The organism is Streptomyces sp. NBC_01089, assembly GCF_045162975.1.
Lineage (GTDB): Bacteria > Actinomycetota > Actinomycetes > Streptomycetales > Streptomycetaceae > Streptomyces.
On record NZ_CP108660.1, the window covers coordinates 6,284,426 to 6,299,890 of the forward strand.

11 protein-coding genes are annotated in these 15,465 nt (G+C 72.1%); 3 read left to right on the forward strand and 8 right to left on the reverse strand.

Annotation, left to right across the window (positions count from 1 at the left end):
* Positions 1–318 precede the first annotated feature (318 nt).
* Positions 319–1,206, reverse strand: coding sequence for a TIGR01777 family oxidoreductase (locus OG510_RS28220; protein ID WP_406140524.1), 888 nt, complete (start codon positions 1,204–1,206; stop codon positions 319–321).
* Positions 1,207–1,277: 71 nt separating this feature from the next.
* On the opposite strand from OG510_RS28220, the gene OG510_RS28225 reads away from it, so the two are divergent.
* Complete coding sequence (locus OG510_RS28225; RefSeq protein WP_406140525.1) at positions 1,278–1,775, forward strand: GNAT family N-acetyltransferase; 498 nt, start codon at positions 1,278–1,280, stop codon at positions 1,773–1,775.
* 25 nt (positions 1,776–1,800) lie between these two features.
* On the opposite strand, the gene OG510_RS28230 is transcribed toward OG510_RS28225, so the two are convergent.
* A complete protein-coding gene (locus tag OG510_RS28230) occupies positions 1,801–2,319 on the reverse strand; it encodes a DUF4240 domain-containing protein (protein ID WP_164267812.1) in 519 nt (172 codons plus the stop codon).
* A 149-nt stretch (positions 2,320–2,468) separates the two neighbouring features.
* Here OG510_RS28230 and OG510_RS28235 point away from each other — a divergent pair, with 149 nt between their 5' ends.
* Positions 2,469–4,496 (forward strand): hypothetical protein, encoded by a 2,028-nt coding sequence (locus tag OG510_RS28235; protein ID WP_406140527.1) that lies wholly within the window; start codon positions 2,469–2,471, stop codon positions 4,494–4,496.
* A gap of 90 nt (positions 4,497–4,586) precedes the next feature.
* The gene (locus OG510_RS28240; protein ID WP_406140529.1) at positions 4,587–5,522 is read left to right on the forward strand and encodes an SDR family oxidoreductase; all 936 of its coding nucleotides are present in this window, start codon (positions 4,587–4,589) and stop codon (positions 5,520–5,522) included.
* A 31-nt stretch (positions 5,523–5,553) separates the two neighbouring features.
* Here OG510_RS28240 and OG510_RS28245 read toward each other — a convergent pair whose 3' ends face one another.
* The 6 genes from OG510_RS28245 to OG510_RS28270 form a co-directional block, all read right to left on the reverse strand.
* A complete protein-coding gene (locus OG510_RS28245; protein WP_406140531.1) occupies positions 5,554–6,570 on the reverse strand; it encodes a helix-turn-helix transcriptional regulator in 1,017 nt (338 codons plus the stop codon).
* A gap of 52 nt (positions 6,571–6,622) precedes the next feature.
* Complete coding sequence (gene aceE, locus OG510_RS28250; RefSeq protein WP_406140532.1) at positions 6,623–9,289, reverse strand: pyruvate dehydrogenase (acetyl-transferring), homodimeric type; 2,667 nt, start codon at positions 9,287–9,289, stop codon at positions 6,623–6,625.
* A 205-nt stretch (positions 9,290–9,494) separates the two neighbouring features.
* The gene (locus OG510_RS28255) at positions 9,495–10,118 is read right to left on the reverse strand and encodes a GntR family transcriptional regulator (protein ID WP_406140533.1); all 624 of its coding nucleotides are present in this window, start codon (positions 10,116–10,118) and stop codon (positions 9,495–9,497) included.
* A 124-nt stretch (positions 10,119–10,242) separates the two neighbouring features.
* Positions 10,243–12,027, reverse strand: coding sequence for a 2-oxoglutarate dehydrogenase, E2 component, dihydrolipoamide succinyltransferase (gene sucB, locus OG510_RS28260; RefSeq protein WP_406140534.1), 1,785 nt, complete (start codon positions 12,025–12,027; stop codon positions 10,243–10,245).
* A gap of 71 nt (positions 12,028–12,098) precedes the next feature.
* A complete protein-coding gene (gene lpdA / locus OG510_RS28265) occupies positions 12,099–13,487 on the reverse strand; it encodes a dihydrolipoyl dehydrogenase (RefSeq protein ID WP_406140536.1) in 1,389 nt (462 codons plus the stop codon).
* 304 nt (positions 13,488–13,791) lie between these two features.
* The gene (locus tag OG510_RS28270; RefSeq protein WP_406140537.1) at positions 13,792–15,324 is read right to left on the reverse strand and encodes a leucyl aminopeptidase; all 1,533 of its coding nucleotides are present in this window, start codon (positions 15,322–15,324) and stop codon (positions 13,792–13,794) included.
* Positions 15,325–15,465: the final 141 nt, after the last annotated feature.

The following is a 15,465-nucleotide window of genomic DNA, read 5'->3' on the forward strand; positions in this document are numbered from 1 at the left end:
GCGGCCGCGGTGTTCCGTGCAGGGCTGATTCCCCCAACGGGCCGCGGAAATGCCCTGGTTCGGGTCGAGAGTAGGGAGCGGTGGGGTGCGGGGCAGGCGCGCGGGGCGGGGGCATGGGGGCGCGGGGTCGCACGGTGGGGGCCGGTGGGCGGCGTGGGGCCGTGCGGGTGTGCGGGGCCGCGCGGGCGCGTTCCACGGGGCCCCGCCCCGGACCCCGCTCCTCAATCGCCGGAGGGGCTGGAATCGGCCCTCTGCCCGGCGGGCCCCCGCAGGCCGGGAATGCTGCCCTAAGTGGGCCGGGCGCGGCGTGAGCGTGCCTTACAGCGCTGCCCTGATCGCCTCGTCGGCCTCCGGGAACGCGAAGGTGAATCCCGAGTCCAGGAGCTTCTTCGGCAGTACCCGCTGGCTGCCCAGGACGTCCCCCGCGAACTCGCCCAGCGCGATCCGCAGCGCGGGTGCCGGAGCCGTGAACAGGGTGGGGCGGTGCAGGACCCGGCCCATCGCCGCCGTCACCTCGCGGTTGGTGACCGGCTGAGGGCCGGTCAGATTCACCGGGCCCGACAGCGCCTCCGTGTCCAGGACGTGGCGCAGCGCCGCGACATGGTCGTGCAGCGCGATGAAACTCCAGTACTGGCTGCCGTCGCCCATCCGCCCGCCGAGCCCCGCCTTGAACAGCGGGAAGAGCCTGCCCCAGGCCCCGCCCTCCTTGGCCACCACGAGTCCGGTACGGGCGAACGCCGTCCGGATGCCCGCCTCTTCGGCCGCGCGCGCCGCCTCCTCCCACTCGACGCAGAGCGAGGCGAGGAAGCCCTCACCGGGCGGCGCGCTCTCGTCGACCGGGCGGTCGCCCGTGTCGCCGTAGTAGCCGACCGCGCTGCCGCACAGGAACACCGCCGGAGGTACGTCGAGCGAGGCCACGGCGTCGGCGAGTGTGGCGGTGCCCAGTACCCGGCTGTCCCGCAGCTCCTTCTTGTACGCGTCCGTCCAGCGGTGGTCGCCGACCCCCGCCCCCGCCAGGTTGACCACCGCGTCGCAGCCGGTCAGACCCGCGGTGTCCACCTGCTCACGGGCCGGGTCCCACTCCACCTCGTCCGCGGCCTTGGCGGCTCTGCGGACCAGCCGCACCACCTCGTGCCCGTCGGCGCGCAGGGAGTGCCCGAGGGCCGTACCGATCAGTCCTGATGCTCCGGCAATCGCGATACGCATGGCCCCATCCTCACGCACCCCGGCGGCAATCGCCCAGCGCCGCGGCCCGCGGCCGTGGCAGAGTGGCCCGCATGCCCGACCCGTACATACGTGTGGCCGTAGCCGGCGACGGCGATGCGCTCGGCGCGCTGGACCGGGCCGCCTGGTCCACGCTGCACGACGTCGTGCCGCCGCCCCAGCCCCCGTACCGCCCTTTCTTCGACGAGAGCCACCGCCCCGATGACCTGCTGGTCGCCGAGCTCGCGGGTGCGATCGTGGGGTACATCCGGCTGGTGCGGCCCACCCCGCTGGCCAGCAACGCCCATGTGCGCCAGATCCAGGGCCTGGCCGTCGCAGGAACGGCGCGCCGCCACGGTGTGGGCCGGGCGCTGGTACGGGCCGCGTGCACGGAGGCCGGGCGCCAGGGCGCCACCCGGATCACCCTGCGGGTGCTCGGGCACAACACCCCGGCCCGCGCGCTCTACGCCGCCGAGGGGTTCGCGGTGGAGGGGGTGCTGCCGGGCGAGTTCCGTCTGGCGGGCCGGTATGTGGACGACGTACTGATGGGGCGCGGCCTCACCCCCTACTGAGCCCCCGGCCACGCCCGGCCGGCGCTCAGGAGCCGAACCGCTCCCACAGGTGGGGATACCGCTCGGCCAGCGACTCGTCGTCGAAGTCGACCGGCGGTCCCTCAGGTTCGGCGGCCTGCGGCGGAATGCCGAGATCCGGGGTGGGCGCCCCGGTGAGCTGCTCGTACGCCTCGTCGGCCGCGTACCCCAGCTCCTCGCCGTCGCCGTCGATCTCCTCGTCGAAGTCGTCCAGGAGATCGGCCAGGGCATCCGGGTCCTGCAGCGCGCCCTCGAAGATCTCCCGGCCCTGGCCGATGAGCCAGCAGCGGAAGTAGTCGAAGGAGTCGGCGTCGCTCTCCCGCAGCAGCACGACCGCCGCCCCCCACAGATCCCAGCGGTACGCGCGGTTGTAGCGCGTCTCGAAGTACCGGGCGAACTCCAGCACGGACTCCGGGTCGAGCTGCGCCAATCGCTCGGTGAGCAGATCGGCATGGTCCTCGGGGTCGCCGTCGGCGGCCGCCCGAGTGCTGTCGATGGTCTCCCAGAACTCCGTCTCGTCCCTCACGCGTCCAGCATCGTGGTTGGCGGGGCGCGGCGCACGCGGAGCGCCGATCAGCGGCCCTCTTGTTACCAGGCGATGTGACCGTCCGATGATTCACTCGTTTGACGGGTGTAGCGATTCCGATCACTCACCCCAGAGGGGCCACCCCCGTCATGCGAACGCAAGAGCAATCGGAAGGGACGCGGTCCGGCGCCGGCCGCGTGGGCGTGGAACAGGCCGAAGCCGCACTCGTCGAGCACTACCCGCGGCTTGTCCGCCTCGCCTACATCACGCTGCCCCCGTCACTGGGCCGCCACCGCCGGGTGCTCACCGCCCACGCGGTCGTCCAGCGCGCGCTGCCCGCCTCGCGGGGCAGCGGCCGCGACGAACCCCGGGTGCCCGCCCAGCGCGGTGCCCCCGATGAGCCCGGGTACGCGCTGGTCAGACAGCGTGTCCTGGCGGCCGTCCTGGCGTACGGACAGCGCCCCGGCTGGTGGCCGCGGCAGCTGCCCGCGCCGCGTGCGCTGCGGCCCGTGCTGCCCGCCGTCCTCGGGCTGCGCGTCTTCCCCCGGTCCGGCGGCGCCGATGAACTCGCCCTGGAACAGGCACTGTCGGGGACGACGGCGGCCGCCAGGGCCGCGCTCGTGCTGCACCGCGTCGAGGGACTGAGCGAACAGGCCACCCGTGCGCTGCTGACGGCCGCGGGCGCCACCGACTCCGGGTCAGCGCTGCGCACGGCGCTCCGGCTGGCGCGTACCCCCGCGCGGACGGGAGCCGAGGCGCGGACGGGGGACGCGAGGACCGGGGCCGACGCGCTGCTGTCGTCCGACGAGTTCGACCCCTGTCTGGTGCACACCCGGCCCACCGATCTGATCCGGCGCAGACAGCGGATCAGGTTCGCACGGTGTGTGGGCGCCGTCGTGACCGTGCTCGCCGTGGCGCTGGTCGTGGTCGACCGCGACGGCAGCTCCGCGCCGTCCCCCGCGACCGGTCCCCACAACCCTGCCGTCAGCGCCCGCGCGGTCGACCCCGCGCTGCTGCTGCGCGCCCCGGCGCGGCAGTGGGCCGACACCTCGCGCATGGACTTCACGGTCTGGCCCGCGCGCGGCGCCCGCAAGGACGACCGCGCACTGCTGGGCCGCGCGCTGAAGGTCTGGGCGAGCCCGGCCCGTACGGTACGGATCTCCGCCGCCCACGGGGCCGCGACCGTGCCGCCCGCCCAGCCGCCCCGGCTGCTCTACGCGGGCGACGTGGACGGTGCGGCCGTGGTGCTGTTCGCCGAAGGGGACCGGGTCGTCAGATACGCCGAACCCACTGGCGGCAAGGGCGCGCCCGCGCTCGACTTCGCCCGCACCGACGACGCCGACATCACCACCGGGGCCGCGGTCGTCGTCAGCCGCACCGACGGCAACGCCCGCTATCTGCTGGCGCCCTGGGTCGCCGAGTCCACCACCCGCGACCTTCTCGCCCCGGACGCCCCGGCACACCCGCTCGACGAGGGCAAGGACGGAGTGACCGCACCGGTGTCGAGCCCCGCGGTCCCCGCGGGCGCCACCGGATGCGACTCCTGGCCCGCGCTCCAGCTCCGCTCGTCGAGCAAGGTCGCCGAGAAGCACGCGTTCCTCCTCACCGACCTCGGTGACCTCACGCCCGTCCACCTCACCTACACGCCGCCCCCGGGCGGCGGGGTCCCGGCCCGCTCGCCGCGGGAGGCCACCGGCAGCCAGGCGCTGCTCAGCTGGGCGCACACCGCCTGCTCGCTGGCCGGAGTCCGCGGCAGCGGCGTACGCGCCGTGAACAACTGGGAGTACGCCCGCCAGCAGCTCCCCGAGCACGGCGGCCGCGCCTCCTGGGTGTGCACCAGGGCCGACACCTGGCAAGGGCCTGGCAGGGTCTCCGTACAGCTCCAGCTCCCCACCGGGCAGGAGTCCCGGCCCGGCGCCGTCGTGGCGCACCGGGAGAACACCGCGCTGTGCAGCCGCTTCGGCCAGAACGTCCTGGCCGGCGCCAAGTGGAAGGCGGGCTCGGGCCGGTGGTATCTGCTCGCCGCGGGCAGCAGGGAGGTCCGCGAGATCGACGCGACCGGGGGCGTACGGGCCACCGCGCACGGTACGACGCTGGCCGTACGGGCCGGGCAGAGCGACCGGGCCGTCATGACCGCACGGCTGGCGAACGGGGACACGCTCAAGGCCCTGGGCTGAGCACCCGAGCCGGAATCCCGCGGAATCCCGGGGGGAATCCCCCCGGAAATCCGGACCGAGGCTGACGGGTATAGGTGGCACGGTGCCCGTATGACGACAGAAACGCACACGGACAGGCCCTTGTCGGGACGGATCGCCCTGGTCGCCGGAGCCACCCGCGGCGCGGGCCGGGCCATCGCCGTACAGCTGGGGGCGGCGGGCGCCACCGTGTACGCGACCGGGCGGACCACCCGCCGGCACCGCAGCGAGGTGGGGCGCGCCGAGACCATCGAGGAGACCGCCGAGCTGATCGGTGCCGCGGGCGGGGCCGGGTACGCCGTGCCCACCGACCATCTGGAGGAGGCGCAGGTCCGCGCCCTGGCCGAGCGGATCGACGGTGAGCAGGGGCGGCTGGACATCCTGGTCAACGACGTCTGGGGCGGTGACCATCTGGCCCGGGTCGGCGAGGAGCACAAGATGTGGGAGATCCCGCTGGCGGAGGGGCTCCGCATGCTGGACCTCGGCGTGAGGAGCCACATCATCACCAGCAGCGCCCTGCTCCCGCTGCTGGCCCGCACCCCCGGCGGCCTGGTCGTCGAAGTGACCGACGGAACAGCCGAGTCCAACCGCGACTACCGGGTGAACTTCTTCTACGACCTCGCCAAGAGCGCACCGATCCGGATGGCCGCCGGCCTCGCCCACGAGCTGGGGCCCGTCGGCTCCACGGCCATCTGTGTCACCCCCGGCTTCCTGCGCTCGGAGGCGATGCTCGACCACTTCGGAGTGACGGAGGCGACATGGCGGGACGCCATCGCCACAGAGCCGCACTTCGCCATCGCCGAGTCGCCGGTGTTCGTGGGCCGCGCGGTGGCGGCCGTCGCGGCCGACCCGGACCGGGCGCGGTGGAACGGACAGTCGCTCTCCAGCGGACAACTGGCCGCCGAGTACGGCTTCACGGACACGGACGGCAGCCGGCCCGACGCCTGGCGGTACATCAAGGAGGTCGCGCTCGGCGGCGCGGACCGGACAGCGGAGGAGTACCGCTAGCCACCGGAAACCGAAGAAGAGGCGGCGGCGCTCACTCGTACATCCGCGCCGCCGTCCTCAGCGCCCCGGCGAACCGGGCCCGCAGCTCCGGTGGCTCCAGGACCTCCACCTCGGGCCCCAGCGACAGCAGTTGCGCATACGCCACATCCAGCGACTCGACCGGCAGCACGACCGTCACCCGGCCCAGCTCGTCGGGGGCCGAGGCCGCGGTCAGCGCCTCGTTCGCCGCCGCGCGGTCCACCGCGGACGGCAGGGACTCGGCGCCGGCCGATGAGACCCGGACCACCACCTCAGCGGCGAGGAGCGACCGGGCGAACTCCGCGGCCCGCTGCTCCCAGAAAGCGGGCAGGTCGAACGTCTCGTCCCGTACGAAACAGCCGTCGTCGTGGAGCGCGAGCGCCGTGAAACGGTCGATGCGGTACACCCGGAAGTCCCGGGACGCGTCGGAGCGGCCGGAGCTGTCCTGACCGCCGGGCCCGGCATCCACGCGGGCGCAGACATACCAGACGCCGGCCTTCAGGACGAGCCCGTACGGCTCCAGGGCGCGCTCCACATCGGAGCCGTCCCGTCTGCGGTAGCGCGCCGACACCCGTCTGTCCGCCCAGACCGCGTCGGCCAGCGGGCCCAGCAGCTCCGGGGTGCTCGGCTCCTGATACCAGCCGGGCGCGTCCAGGTGGAAGCGCCGGGCCGCCGACGCCGGGGCGTCCCGCACCGACGGCAGAAGGGCCGCCGACACCTTCAGCCGGGCGGCCGAAGCGGCGTCGTCGAGCCCCATCTCCCGCAGCGCGCCCGGCAGTCCGGAGAGGAAGAGCGCCTCGGCCTCGGTGCGGGCCAGACCGGTCAGCCGGGTGCGGTAACCGCCGATCAGCCGGTAACCGCCGGACCTGCCCCGCTCCGCGTACACCGGAACGCCCGCCTCCGAGAGAGCCAGGGCGTCCCGGGTGACGGTGCGCTCGGACACGTCGAGCTCCTGCGCCAGCTCGGTCGCCGTCATCAGCGGCCGGGACTGGAGCAGGAGCACCATCTTGATCAGGCGGGCAGCACGCATGGAATCAGCATGCACGCCACCACTGACAAGGGGATCCGACGTGCCACGGTTGTCACAGGCCGTAGCGCTCGCGTGCGTCCTTGACGGCCGACACGGGGACCTCACCGCGCTTGGCGAGCGAGGCCAGCGCCGCGACGACGACCGACTGGGCGTCGACACCGAAGTGGCGGCGGGCCGCCTCACGGGTGTCCGAGAGGCCGAAGCCGTCCGTGCCCAGCGAGTACCAGTCCTGCTCGACCCACTGGCTGATCTGGTCCGGGACCTGCCGCATCCAGTCGCTCACCGCGAGCACCGGACCGGGCGCACCGGACAGCGCCCGGGTGACGTACGGGGTGCGCTGCTCGCCACGGAGTATGGCCTCGTCGGACTCAAGACCGTCACGGCGCAGCTCGCCCCACGACGTCGCCGACCAGACATCGGCCGTGACGCCCCAGTCGGCCGCGAGCAGCTCCTGCGCCTCCAGCGCCCAGTGGATCGCCGTGCCGGAGGCGAGCAGCTGGATCTGCGGGGTGCCCGCATCGCCCGTGCCCTCCTTGAAGCGGTACAGACCGCGGCGGATGCCCTCCTCGACGCCCTCGGGCATCGCGGGCTGCTGCTTCGGCTCGTTGTAGACCGTCAGGTAGTAGAAGACGTTCTCCGCGTCCGGGCCGTACATCCGGCGCAGACCGTCCTTGACGATCACCGCGATCTCGAAGGCGAACGCCGGGTCGTAGTTGAGCGACGCCGGGTTGGTGGCGGCGATCAGATGCGAGTGGCCGTCCGCGTGCTGGAGCCCCTCACCGGTCAGCGTGGTGCGGCCCGCGGTGGCGCCCACGATGAAGCCGCGGCCGAGCTGGTCGCCGAGCTGCCACATCTGGTCGCCGGTGCGCTGCCAGCCGAACATCGAGTAGAAGATGTAGAAGGGGATCATCGGCTCGCCGTGCGTCGCGTACGACGTGGCGGCGGCGATGAAGTCGGCCATGGCCCCGGCCTCGGTGATCCCCTCGTTGAGGATCTGGCCGTTGGTGGCTTCCTTGTAGTACATCAGCTGGTCGCGGTCGACCGCGTCGTACGTCTGGCCCTTCGGCGAGTAGATGCCGGCCGAGGGGAACAGCGACTCCATACCGAACGTACGGGCCTCGTCGGGGACGATCGGGACCCAGCGCTTGCCGGTCTCCTTGTCCCGCATCAGGTCCTTCATCAGCCGGACGAAGGCCATCGTGGTGGCCATCTCCTGCTGTCCCGAACCCTTGATGAGCGCCTTGAACGCGCGCTCCTCGGGCTCCGGGAGCACCACCTGGTGCACCCGGCGGGCCGGGGCGGGGCCACCGAGCTCGGCCCGGCGCTCCTGGAGGTAGCGGACCTCGGGGGAGTCGGCGCCGGGGTGGCCGTAGGGCACCAGGCCCTCGTCCAGCCTGGCGTCCGGGATCGGCAGGTCGAGCAGGTCGCGCATGGCGCGGAACTGTTTGCCGTCCAGCTTCTTCATCTGGTGGTTGGCGTTACGGGACTCGAAGCCCTCGCCGAGGGTGTAGCCCTTCACGGTCTGCGCGAGGATCACCGTCGGGGCGCCCTTGAACTCCAGGGCCGCCTTGTACGCCGCGTACACCTTGCGGGCCTCGTGGCCGCCGCGCGAGGAGTGGAAACACTCGGCGATCTTCGCGTCGGTGAGCAGCTTCGCCAGCTCGGTGAGCGCGGGCTCGGCGCCGAAGAAGTGCTGGCGGATGTAGGCCACGTCGCGTGTCGCGTACGTCTGGAACTGCGCGTCAGGCACCTCGCGCAGGCGGCGGATCAGCGCGCCCGTGGTGTCGAGCTGGAACAGCTCGTCCCAGGCGGAGCCCCAGAGCGTCTTGACGACGTTCCAGCCGGCGCCGCGGAACTGGGCCTCCAGCTCCTGCACGACCCGGAAGTTGGCCCGCACCGGGCCGTCGAGGCGCTGCAGGTTGCAGTTGATGACAAAGGTGAGGTTGTCCAGGCCCTCACGGGCGGCCAGGGTGAGCGCGGTCGTCGACTCGGGCTCGTCCATCTCGCCGTCCCCGAGGAAGGCCCAGACGTGCGACTTCGAGGTGTCCTTGATGCCGCGGCCGGCCAGGTAGCGGTTGAACCGCGCCTGGTAGATCGAGGAGATCGGGCCCAGGCCCATGGAGACCGTGGGGAACTCCCAGAGCCAGGGCAGCCGGCGCGGGTGCGGGTAGGACGGCAGGCCGTCGCCGCCCGCCTCCTGGCGGAAGTTGTCGAGCTGCTGCTCGCTGAGGCGTCCGTCGAGGAAGGCGCGGGCGTAGATACCGGGCGACGCGTGGCCCTGGATGTAGAGCTGGTCGCCGGACCCGTCACCCTCCTTGCCGCGGAAGAAGTGGTTGAAGCCGGTCTCGTACAGCCAGGCTGCCGAGGCGAAGGTGGCGATGTGGCCGCCGACGCCGAAGCGGGAGCCGCGGGTGACCATCGCGGCCGCGTTCCAGCGGTTCCACGCGGTGATGCGGCTCTCCATCGCCAGGTCGCCGTCGAAGGCGGGCTCGGCGGAAGTAGGAATGGTGTTGACGTAGTCGGTCTCCAGCAGCTTCGGCAGCGCGAGACCGTCGCCTTCGGCCCGCTCCAGGGTGCGGCGCATCAGATATGCGGCACGGTGGGGGCCTGCGGCCTTGGTGACGGCGTCCAGGGAGGCCGCCCACTCGGCGGTCTCCTCGGGGTCGCGGTCCGGGAGCTGGTCGAGCTCGCTGTGAAGCTTGCCTACGGGGTCGGTCATGGTCGCCGCCTTCCGGACAGAACAGGGGGTGAAGAAAGGCCCGGTCTGGCAGGACAGGGCGACGGGCTGGGTGAAGCCCTCCGGAGACTGTAAATCGCTGATCGATGATCGATCAAAGGATAGAAGGAAAAATCTTTCCGCTACGTAAAAGTCGGCATGCGGTGTCAGCAATAGGGGCACGCGGTGCCGCGAAAACGGCCTCTGATCAGGCTCGCGGTGCACATCCGAGCACGTGGTCCTTCACCAGAGGGCCGATCTGCGGGTCCCGTCGCCTGAACGCCTCGACCAGCGCCTCGTGCTCCTCCGCGTACGACTTCTGCACGGTCCCCAGCCAGCGGATCGACAGCGTGGTGAACACCTCGATGCCCAGCGACTCCCAGGTGTGCATCAGCACGCTGTTCCCGGCGGCCCGCACCAGCTCCCTGTGGAAGGCCACGGTGTGCCTGACCTGCGCCGCGCTGTCCTCCACCCGGTCGGCGCGGTAGAGCGCGGCCACCGACGGCTCCAGGACGGACACATCGGCGGCCAGCCGGTCGACGGCCAGTTCGGCCGCGATCTGTTCGAGACCGGCCCGGACGGGGTAGCTCTCCTCCAGGTCGGCCGCGGTCAGATTCCGTACGCGTACGCCCTTGTTGGGGGCCGATTCGATGAGCCGCAGCGACTCCAGCTCGCGCAGGGCCTCCCGGACCGGTGTCTGGCTGACCTCCAGCTCGACGGCGATCCGCCGCTCCACGATCCGTTCGCCGGGCTGCCAGCGCCCGCGGACGATGCCCTCCACGATGTGCTCGCGAATCTGCTCGCGCAGGGAGTGGATGACGGGCGGCGTCATTTTGAGCTCCTTCGGACCGTATTGGTCTGGGCGGGGACGGTCGCACGGACCAGGCCCCCCATGACAATACGGCGGCGCCCCCGTCCGGAAGGGTTCCGGACGGGGGCGCCGCAGGTGAGGCTGGTTACAGGCCGAGCTCGACCTCGAACTCGCCGGCCTCCAGGATCTCCTTGACCGTCGTCAGGTAACGGGCCGCGTCGGCGCCGTCCACCAGGCGGTGGTCGTAGGAGAGAGCCAGGTACGTCATGTCGCGGACGCCGATGACGGTGCCCTCGGCGGTCTCGATGACGGCCGGACGCTTGACGGTCGCGCCGATGCCCAGGATGGCCACCTGGTTCGGCGGGACGATGACCGTGTCGAACAGCGCACCGCGCGAGCCGGTGTTGCTGATCGTGAAGGTCGCACCCGACAGCTCGTCCGGGCTGATCTTGCTGGACCGGACCTTGCCGGCCAGCTCCGCGGTCTTCTTCGAGATGCCGGCGAGGTTGAGGTTGCCCGCGTCCTTGATGACCGGGGTCATCAGACCCTTCTCGGAGTCCACCGCGATACCGATGTGCTCGGTGTCGAAGTAGGTGATCGTGCCCTCGTCCTCGTTGATCCGGGCGTTGACGACCGGGTGGGCCTTCAGCGCCTGGGCGGCGGCCTTGACGAAGAACGGCATCGGGGACAGCTTGACGCCCTCACGGGCGGCGAAGCCTTCCTTGGCCTGGTTGCGCAGCTTCATCAGCTTCGTGATGTCCACCTCGACCACGGTGGTCAGCTGGGCCTGGCTGTGCAGGGCCTTCATCATGTTGTCGCCGATGACCTTGCGCATCCGGGTCATCTTGACGGTCTGGCCGCGCAGCGGCGAGACCTCCAGCTTCGGCGCCCTGGCGGCGGCCGGAGCAGCCGACGGCGCGGGGGCGGCGGCCTTGGCTGCCTCCGCCGCGGCGATGACGTCCTGCTTGCGGATACGGCCGCCGACGCCGGTGCCCTTGACCGAGCCCAGCTCGACACCGTTCTCGGCGGCGAGCTTGCGGACCAGCGGGGTCACATAGGCGCCGTCGTCACCGGCGGTCGCGGCGGGAGCCGGGGCCGGGGTGACGGGGGCGGGGGCCGGAGCCGCGGGGGCCGGTGCCGGTGCCGCAGGGGCGGCGGGCGCGGCCGGGGCCTGCTGGGCGGGCGCCGGAGCCGGTGCGGCGGCCGGGGCCGGAGCAGCGGGGGCCGGAGCGGCCGGAGCCGGGGCCGGAGCGGCGGCGGGGGCCGGAGCTGCGGCGGGGGCCGGAGCTGCGGGCGCCGCGGCCGGGGCCGCACCCTTCGCACCGACGACGGCGAGCCGGGCGCCGACCTCGGCGGTCTCGTCCTCGCCGACCAGGATCTCCAGCAGGGTGCCCGAGACGGGCGACGGGATCTCGGTGTCGACCTTGTCGGTCGAGACCTCGAGCAGCGGCTCGTCCTCGGCGACGTCCTCGCCGACTTCCTTGAGCCAGCGGGTGACGGTGCCCTCGGTGACGCTCTCGCCGAGCGCGGGAAGAGTGACGTCGGTGCCCTCGGCGGAACCGCCGGCGGCGGGCGCCTCGGCAGCCGGGGCCTCGGCGGCCGGAGCGGGCGCGGCGGGTGCCTCGGCAGCAGGAGCCTCGGCGGCGGGGGCCGGGGCCTCGGCTGCGGCCGGGGCGGCAGCGGGCGCGCCCGTGCCGTCGTCGATGACGGCCAGCTCGGCGCCGACCTCGACGGTCTCGTCCTCGGCGACCTTGATGGAGGCCAGCACACCGGAGGCCGGAGCCGGGATCTCGGTGTCGACCTTGTCGGTCGAGACCTCAAGCAGCGGCTCGTCGGCCTCGACGCGCTCGCCCTCGGCCTTGAGCCAGCGGGTGACGGTGCCCTCGGTGACGCTCTCGCCGAGCGCCGGCAGGGTTACGGAAACCGACATGGTTTCAGTTGCTCCTAACGGAAAGTGAAGTGGTCGTCGCGGCCCTGGGACGCAGTGCCCGGGAGGGGCTACTAGTCGTGGGCGTGCAGGGGCTTGCCGGCGAGGGCCAGATGGGCCTCACCGAGCGCCTCGTTCTGCGTCGGGTGCGCGTGGATGAGCTGCGCGACCTCGGCCGGCAGGGCTTCCCAGTTGTAGATCAGCTGGGCTTCGCCGACCTGCTCGCCCATCCGGTCACCGACCATGTGGACACCGACGACGGCACCGTCCTTGACCTGGACGAGCTTGATCTCGCCCGCGGTCTTGAGGATCTTGCTCCTGCCGTTGCCCGCGAGGCTGTACTTGAGGGCGACGACCTTGTCCGCGCCGTACACCTCCTTGGCCTTGGCCTCGGAGAGCCCCACCGATGCGACCTCGGGGTGGCAGTACGTCACCTTCGGCACACCGTCGTAGTCGATCGGCACGGTCTTCAGACCGGCGAGACGCTCCGCGACGAGGATGCCCTCGGCGAAGCCGACGTGCGCGAGCTGAAGGGTCGGGACCAGGTCACCGACGGCCGAGATCGTCTCGACGTTGGTCCGCATGTACTCGTCGACCAGGACATAGCCCCGGTCCATCGCGACGCCCTGCTCCTCGTAACCGAGGCCCTGCGAGACCGGTCCGCGGCCGATGGCCACGAGCAGCACCTCGGCCTCGAACTCCTTGCCGTCGGCCAGCGTGACCTTGACACCCTTCTCGGTGTACTCGGCCTTGTCGAAGAAGATGCCCAGGTTGAACTTGATACCGCGCTTGCGGAACGCCCGCTCCAGGAGCTTCGAGCTGTTCTCGTCCTCGACCGGCACCAGGTGCTTCAGGCCCTCGACGACGGTCACCTCGGTGCCGAAGGACTTCCACGCCGAGGCGAACTCGACGCCGATGACGCCGCCGCCCAGGATGATCGCGGACTCCGGGACCCGGTCCAGCGTCAGGGCGTGGTCGGAGGAGATGATGCGGTTGCCGTCGATCTCCAGGCCGGGCAGCGACTTCGGTACGGAGCCGGTGGCCAGGAGGATGTGGCGGCCCTGGATGCGCTTGCCGTCCACGTCGACGGAGGTGGGGGAGGAGAGACGCCCCTCACCCTCGATGTAGGTCACCTTGCGGGAGGCGACCAGTCCCTGCAGACCCTTGTAGAGGCCCGCGACCACGTCGTCCTTGTACTTGTGCACCCCGGCGATGTCGATACCGTCGAAAGTGGCCTTGACCCCGAACTGCTCGCTCTCGCGCGCCTGGTCGGCGATCTCGCCGGCGTGCAGCAGGGCCTTGGTGGGGATGCAGCCGTTGTGCAGGCAGGTGCCGCCCAGCTTGTTCTTCTCGATCAGGGCGACGTCGAGACCGAGCTGCGCCCCGCGCAGCGCCGCGGCGTAACCGCCGCTACCGCCGCCGAGAATCACTAGGTCGAAAACGGTGCTGGCGTCGTTCGCCACGTCACGTCCTCCATGCATGGTGCGCCGGTGCCGGTCTTCCCTGACCGGGCGGCGGCGGGTGTACGGCCGCTTTATTTCGGCCCTGTGGTGGGGGCCCTGTCCTGCCGAAGACCCATCTTCGCACTTGTCGGCCGCCGACGGGACGCCGGGCCGCAGTGTGGTACGTCCCATCCGCCGTCCGGGCCCCTCCCCGGGGCGTACGCGCGTACGGATTTCGTTCAGGGCGAACAGCGGCAAAGGCAGGGCAAAGCCGTACGGCCCCGAGCGGGGGCCCGGGGCCGTACGGGACGTGCGGTGGCGAGGCTCAGCCGAGGTCGCCGTCGGCGGTGCGCTCCGCGAGGCGCACCAGGGTGCGGATCGCCGAGCCGGTGCCGCCCTTGGGGGTGTAGCCGAAGGGACCCGCCTCGTTGAAGGCCGGACCCGCGATGTCCAGGTGGGCCCAGGCGATGCCCTCGCCGACGAACTCCCGCAGGAAGATCCCGGCGACCAGGCCGCCGCCCATCCGCTCGCCCATGTTGGCGATGTCGGCGGTGGAGGAGTCGAGGCCCTTGCGCAGGTCGGCCGGGAGCGGCATCGGCCAGGACGGCTCGCCGACCTCCTCCGCGATCTCGTGCAGTTCGGTACGGAAGGCGTCGTCGTTGGACATGATGCCGAAGGTGCGGCTGCCGAGCGCCATCATCATCGCGCCGGTCAGCGTCGCCACGTCGACGATCGCGTCCGGGGCGTCCTCGGACGCCTTCGCCAGCGCGTCGGCCAGCACCAGCCGGCCCTCGGCGTCGGTGTTGAGCACCTCGACGGTCTTGCCGCTGTACATCCGCAGCACGTCACCCGGGCGGGTGGCCGAGCCGGACGGCATGTTCTCGGCGAGCGCCAGCCAGCCGGTGACGTTGACCCGGAGGCCGAGCCGCGCCGCCGTGACGACGGCGGCGAACACGGCGGCGGCACCGGCCATGTCGCACTTCATCGTCTCGTTGTGGCCGGCCGGCTTGAGCGAGATGCCGCCCGAGTCGTAGGTGATGCCCTTGCCGACGAAGGCGAGCGACTTGTCCGCCTTGGCGTGCGTGTAGGAGAGCTTCACCAGCCGCGGCGGTGCCTCCGAGCCGACACCGACACCGAGGATGCCGCCGAAGCCGCCCTTGGTGAGCGCCTTCTCGTCGAGCACCTGCACCTTGATGCCGTGCTCCTTGCCGGCCGCGGTGGCGACGGCGGCGAAGGACGCCGGGTTCAGCTCGTTCGGCGGGGTGTTGACCAGGTCACGGGCGCGGTTGATCTCTTCGGCGACGGCCAGGGCGCGCTCGGCGGCGGCCTTGTGGGCCTTGTCGCGCGGCTTGGCGCCCAGCAGGGCGACCTCGCCGAGCGGGCCCTTGGCGTCCTGGGGGACGGCCTGGAACGTGGTGAAGGCGTACGCGCCGAGCAGCGCGCCCTCGCCGATCGCCTGGACGTCCTCGGCGGCCGTGACGGGCAGCGCGAAGGCGGCCTTCTTGGCGCCGGCCAGCACCCGGGCGGCGACACCTGCGGCGCGCCGCAGGGTCTCCTCGGCGTACTCGCCGTCCGCCGCGTCCTTGGTGTCCGCCTTGTCCGGTACGGCGCCGAGCCCGACGGCCAGCACGACCGGGGCCTTGAGGCCCGCGGGCGCGGGGACCTTGGTCGCCTCGCCCTCGGCGCCGGTGGCGCCCAGGGTCTCCAGTACGGCGGCGAGCTTTCCGCCGAACGCCTTGTCCACGGCTTCGGCGCCGGGTGCGACCACGGGGCCCTTGGCGCCCTTCGCCACGCCTACGACGACGGCGTCGGCGCGCGGCGTCGCGGCGCCGGCCGTGCTGAGAGTGAGAGCAGTCACGGTGGTGAAATCTCGCTTCCGTTGAGTTTGTCGGTGGCCGATGGATGGGGCCGCCCCGCCGCAGAGCCTACGCTCGGTGACGGAAATCGCCCACGCGGGCCGCTTATTAGACAGAGCGCCAAACACGGACTGCCACAGAGA

Bases quoted from the DNA above. Each gene is read 5' to 3' on its own strand.
- OG510_RS28220 (WP_406140524.1), bottom strand. From the start codon at position 1,206: ATGCGTATCGCGATTGCCGGAGCATCAGGACTGATCGGTACGGCCCTC.
- OG510_RS28225 (WP_406140525.1), top strand. From the start codon at position 1,278: ATGCCCGACCCGTACATACGTGTGGCCGTAGCCGGCGACGGCGATGCG.
- OG510_RS28235 (WP_406140527.1), top strand. From the start codon at position 2,469: ATGCGAACGCAAGAGCAATCGGAAGGGACGCGGTCCGGCGCCGGCCGC.
- OG510_RS28240 (WP_406140529.1), top strand. From the start codon at position 4,587: ATGACGACAGAAACGCACACGGACAGGCCCTTGTCGGGACGGATCGCC.
- OG510_RS28245 (WP_406140531.1), bottom strand. From the start codon at position 6,570: ATGCGTGCTGCCCGCCTGATCAAGATGGTGCTCCTGCTCCAGTCCCGG.
- aceE (WP_406140532.1), bottom strand. From the start codon at position 9,289: ATGACCGACCCCGTAGGCAAGCTTCACAGCGAGCTCGACCAGCTCCCG.
- OG510_RS28255 (WP_406140533.1), bottom strand. From the start codon at position 10,118: ATGACGCCGCCCGTCATCCACTCCCTGCGCGAGCAGATTCGCGAGCAC.
- sucB (WP_406140534.1), bottom strand. From the start codon at position 12,027: ATGTCGGTTTCCGTAACCCTGCCGGCGCTCGGCGAGAGCGTCACCGAG.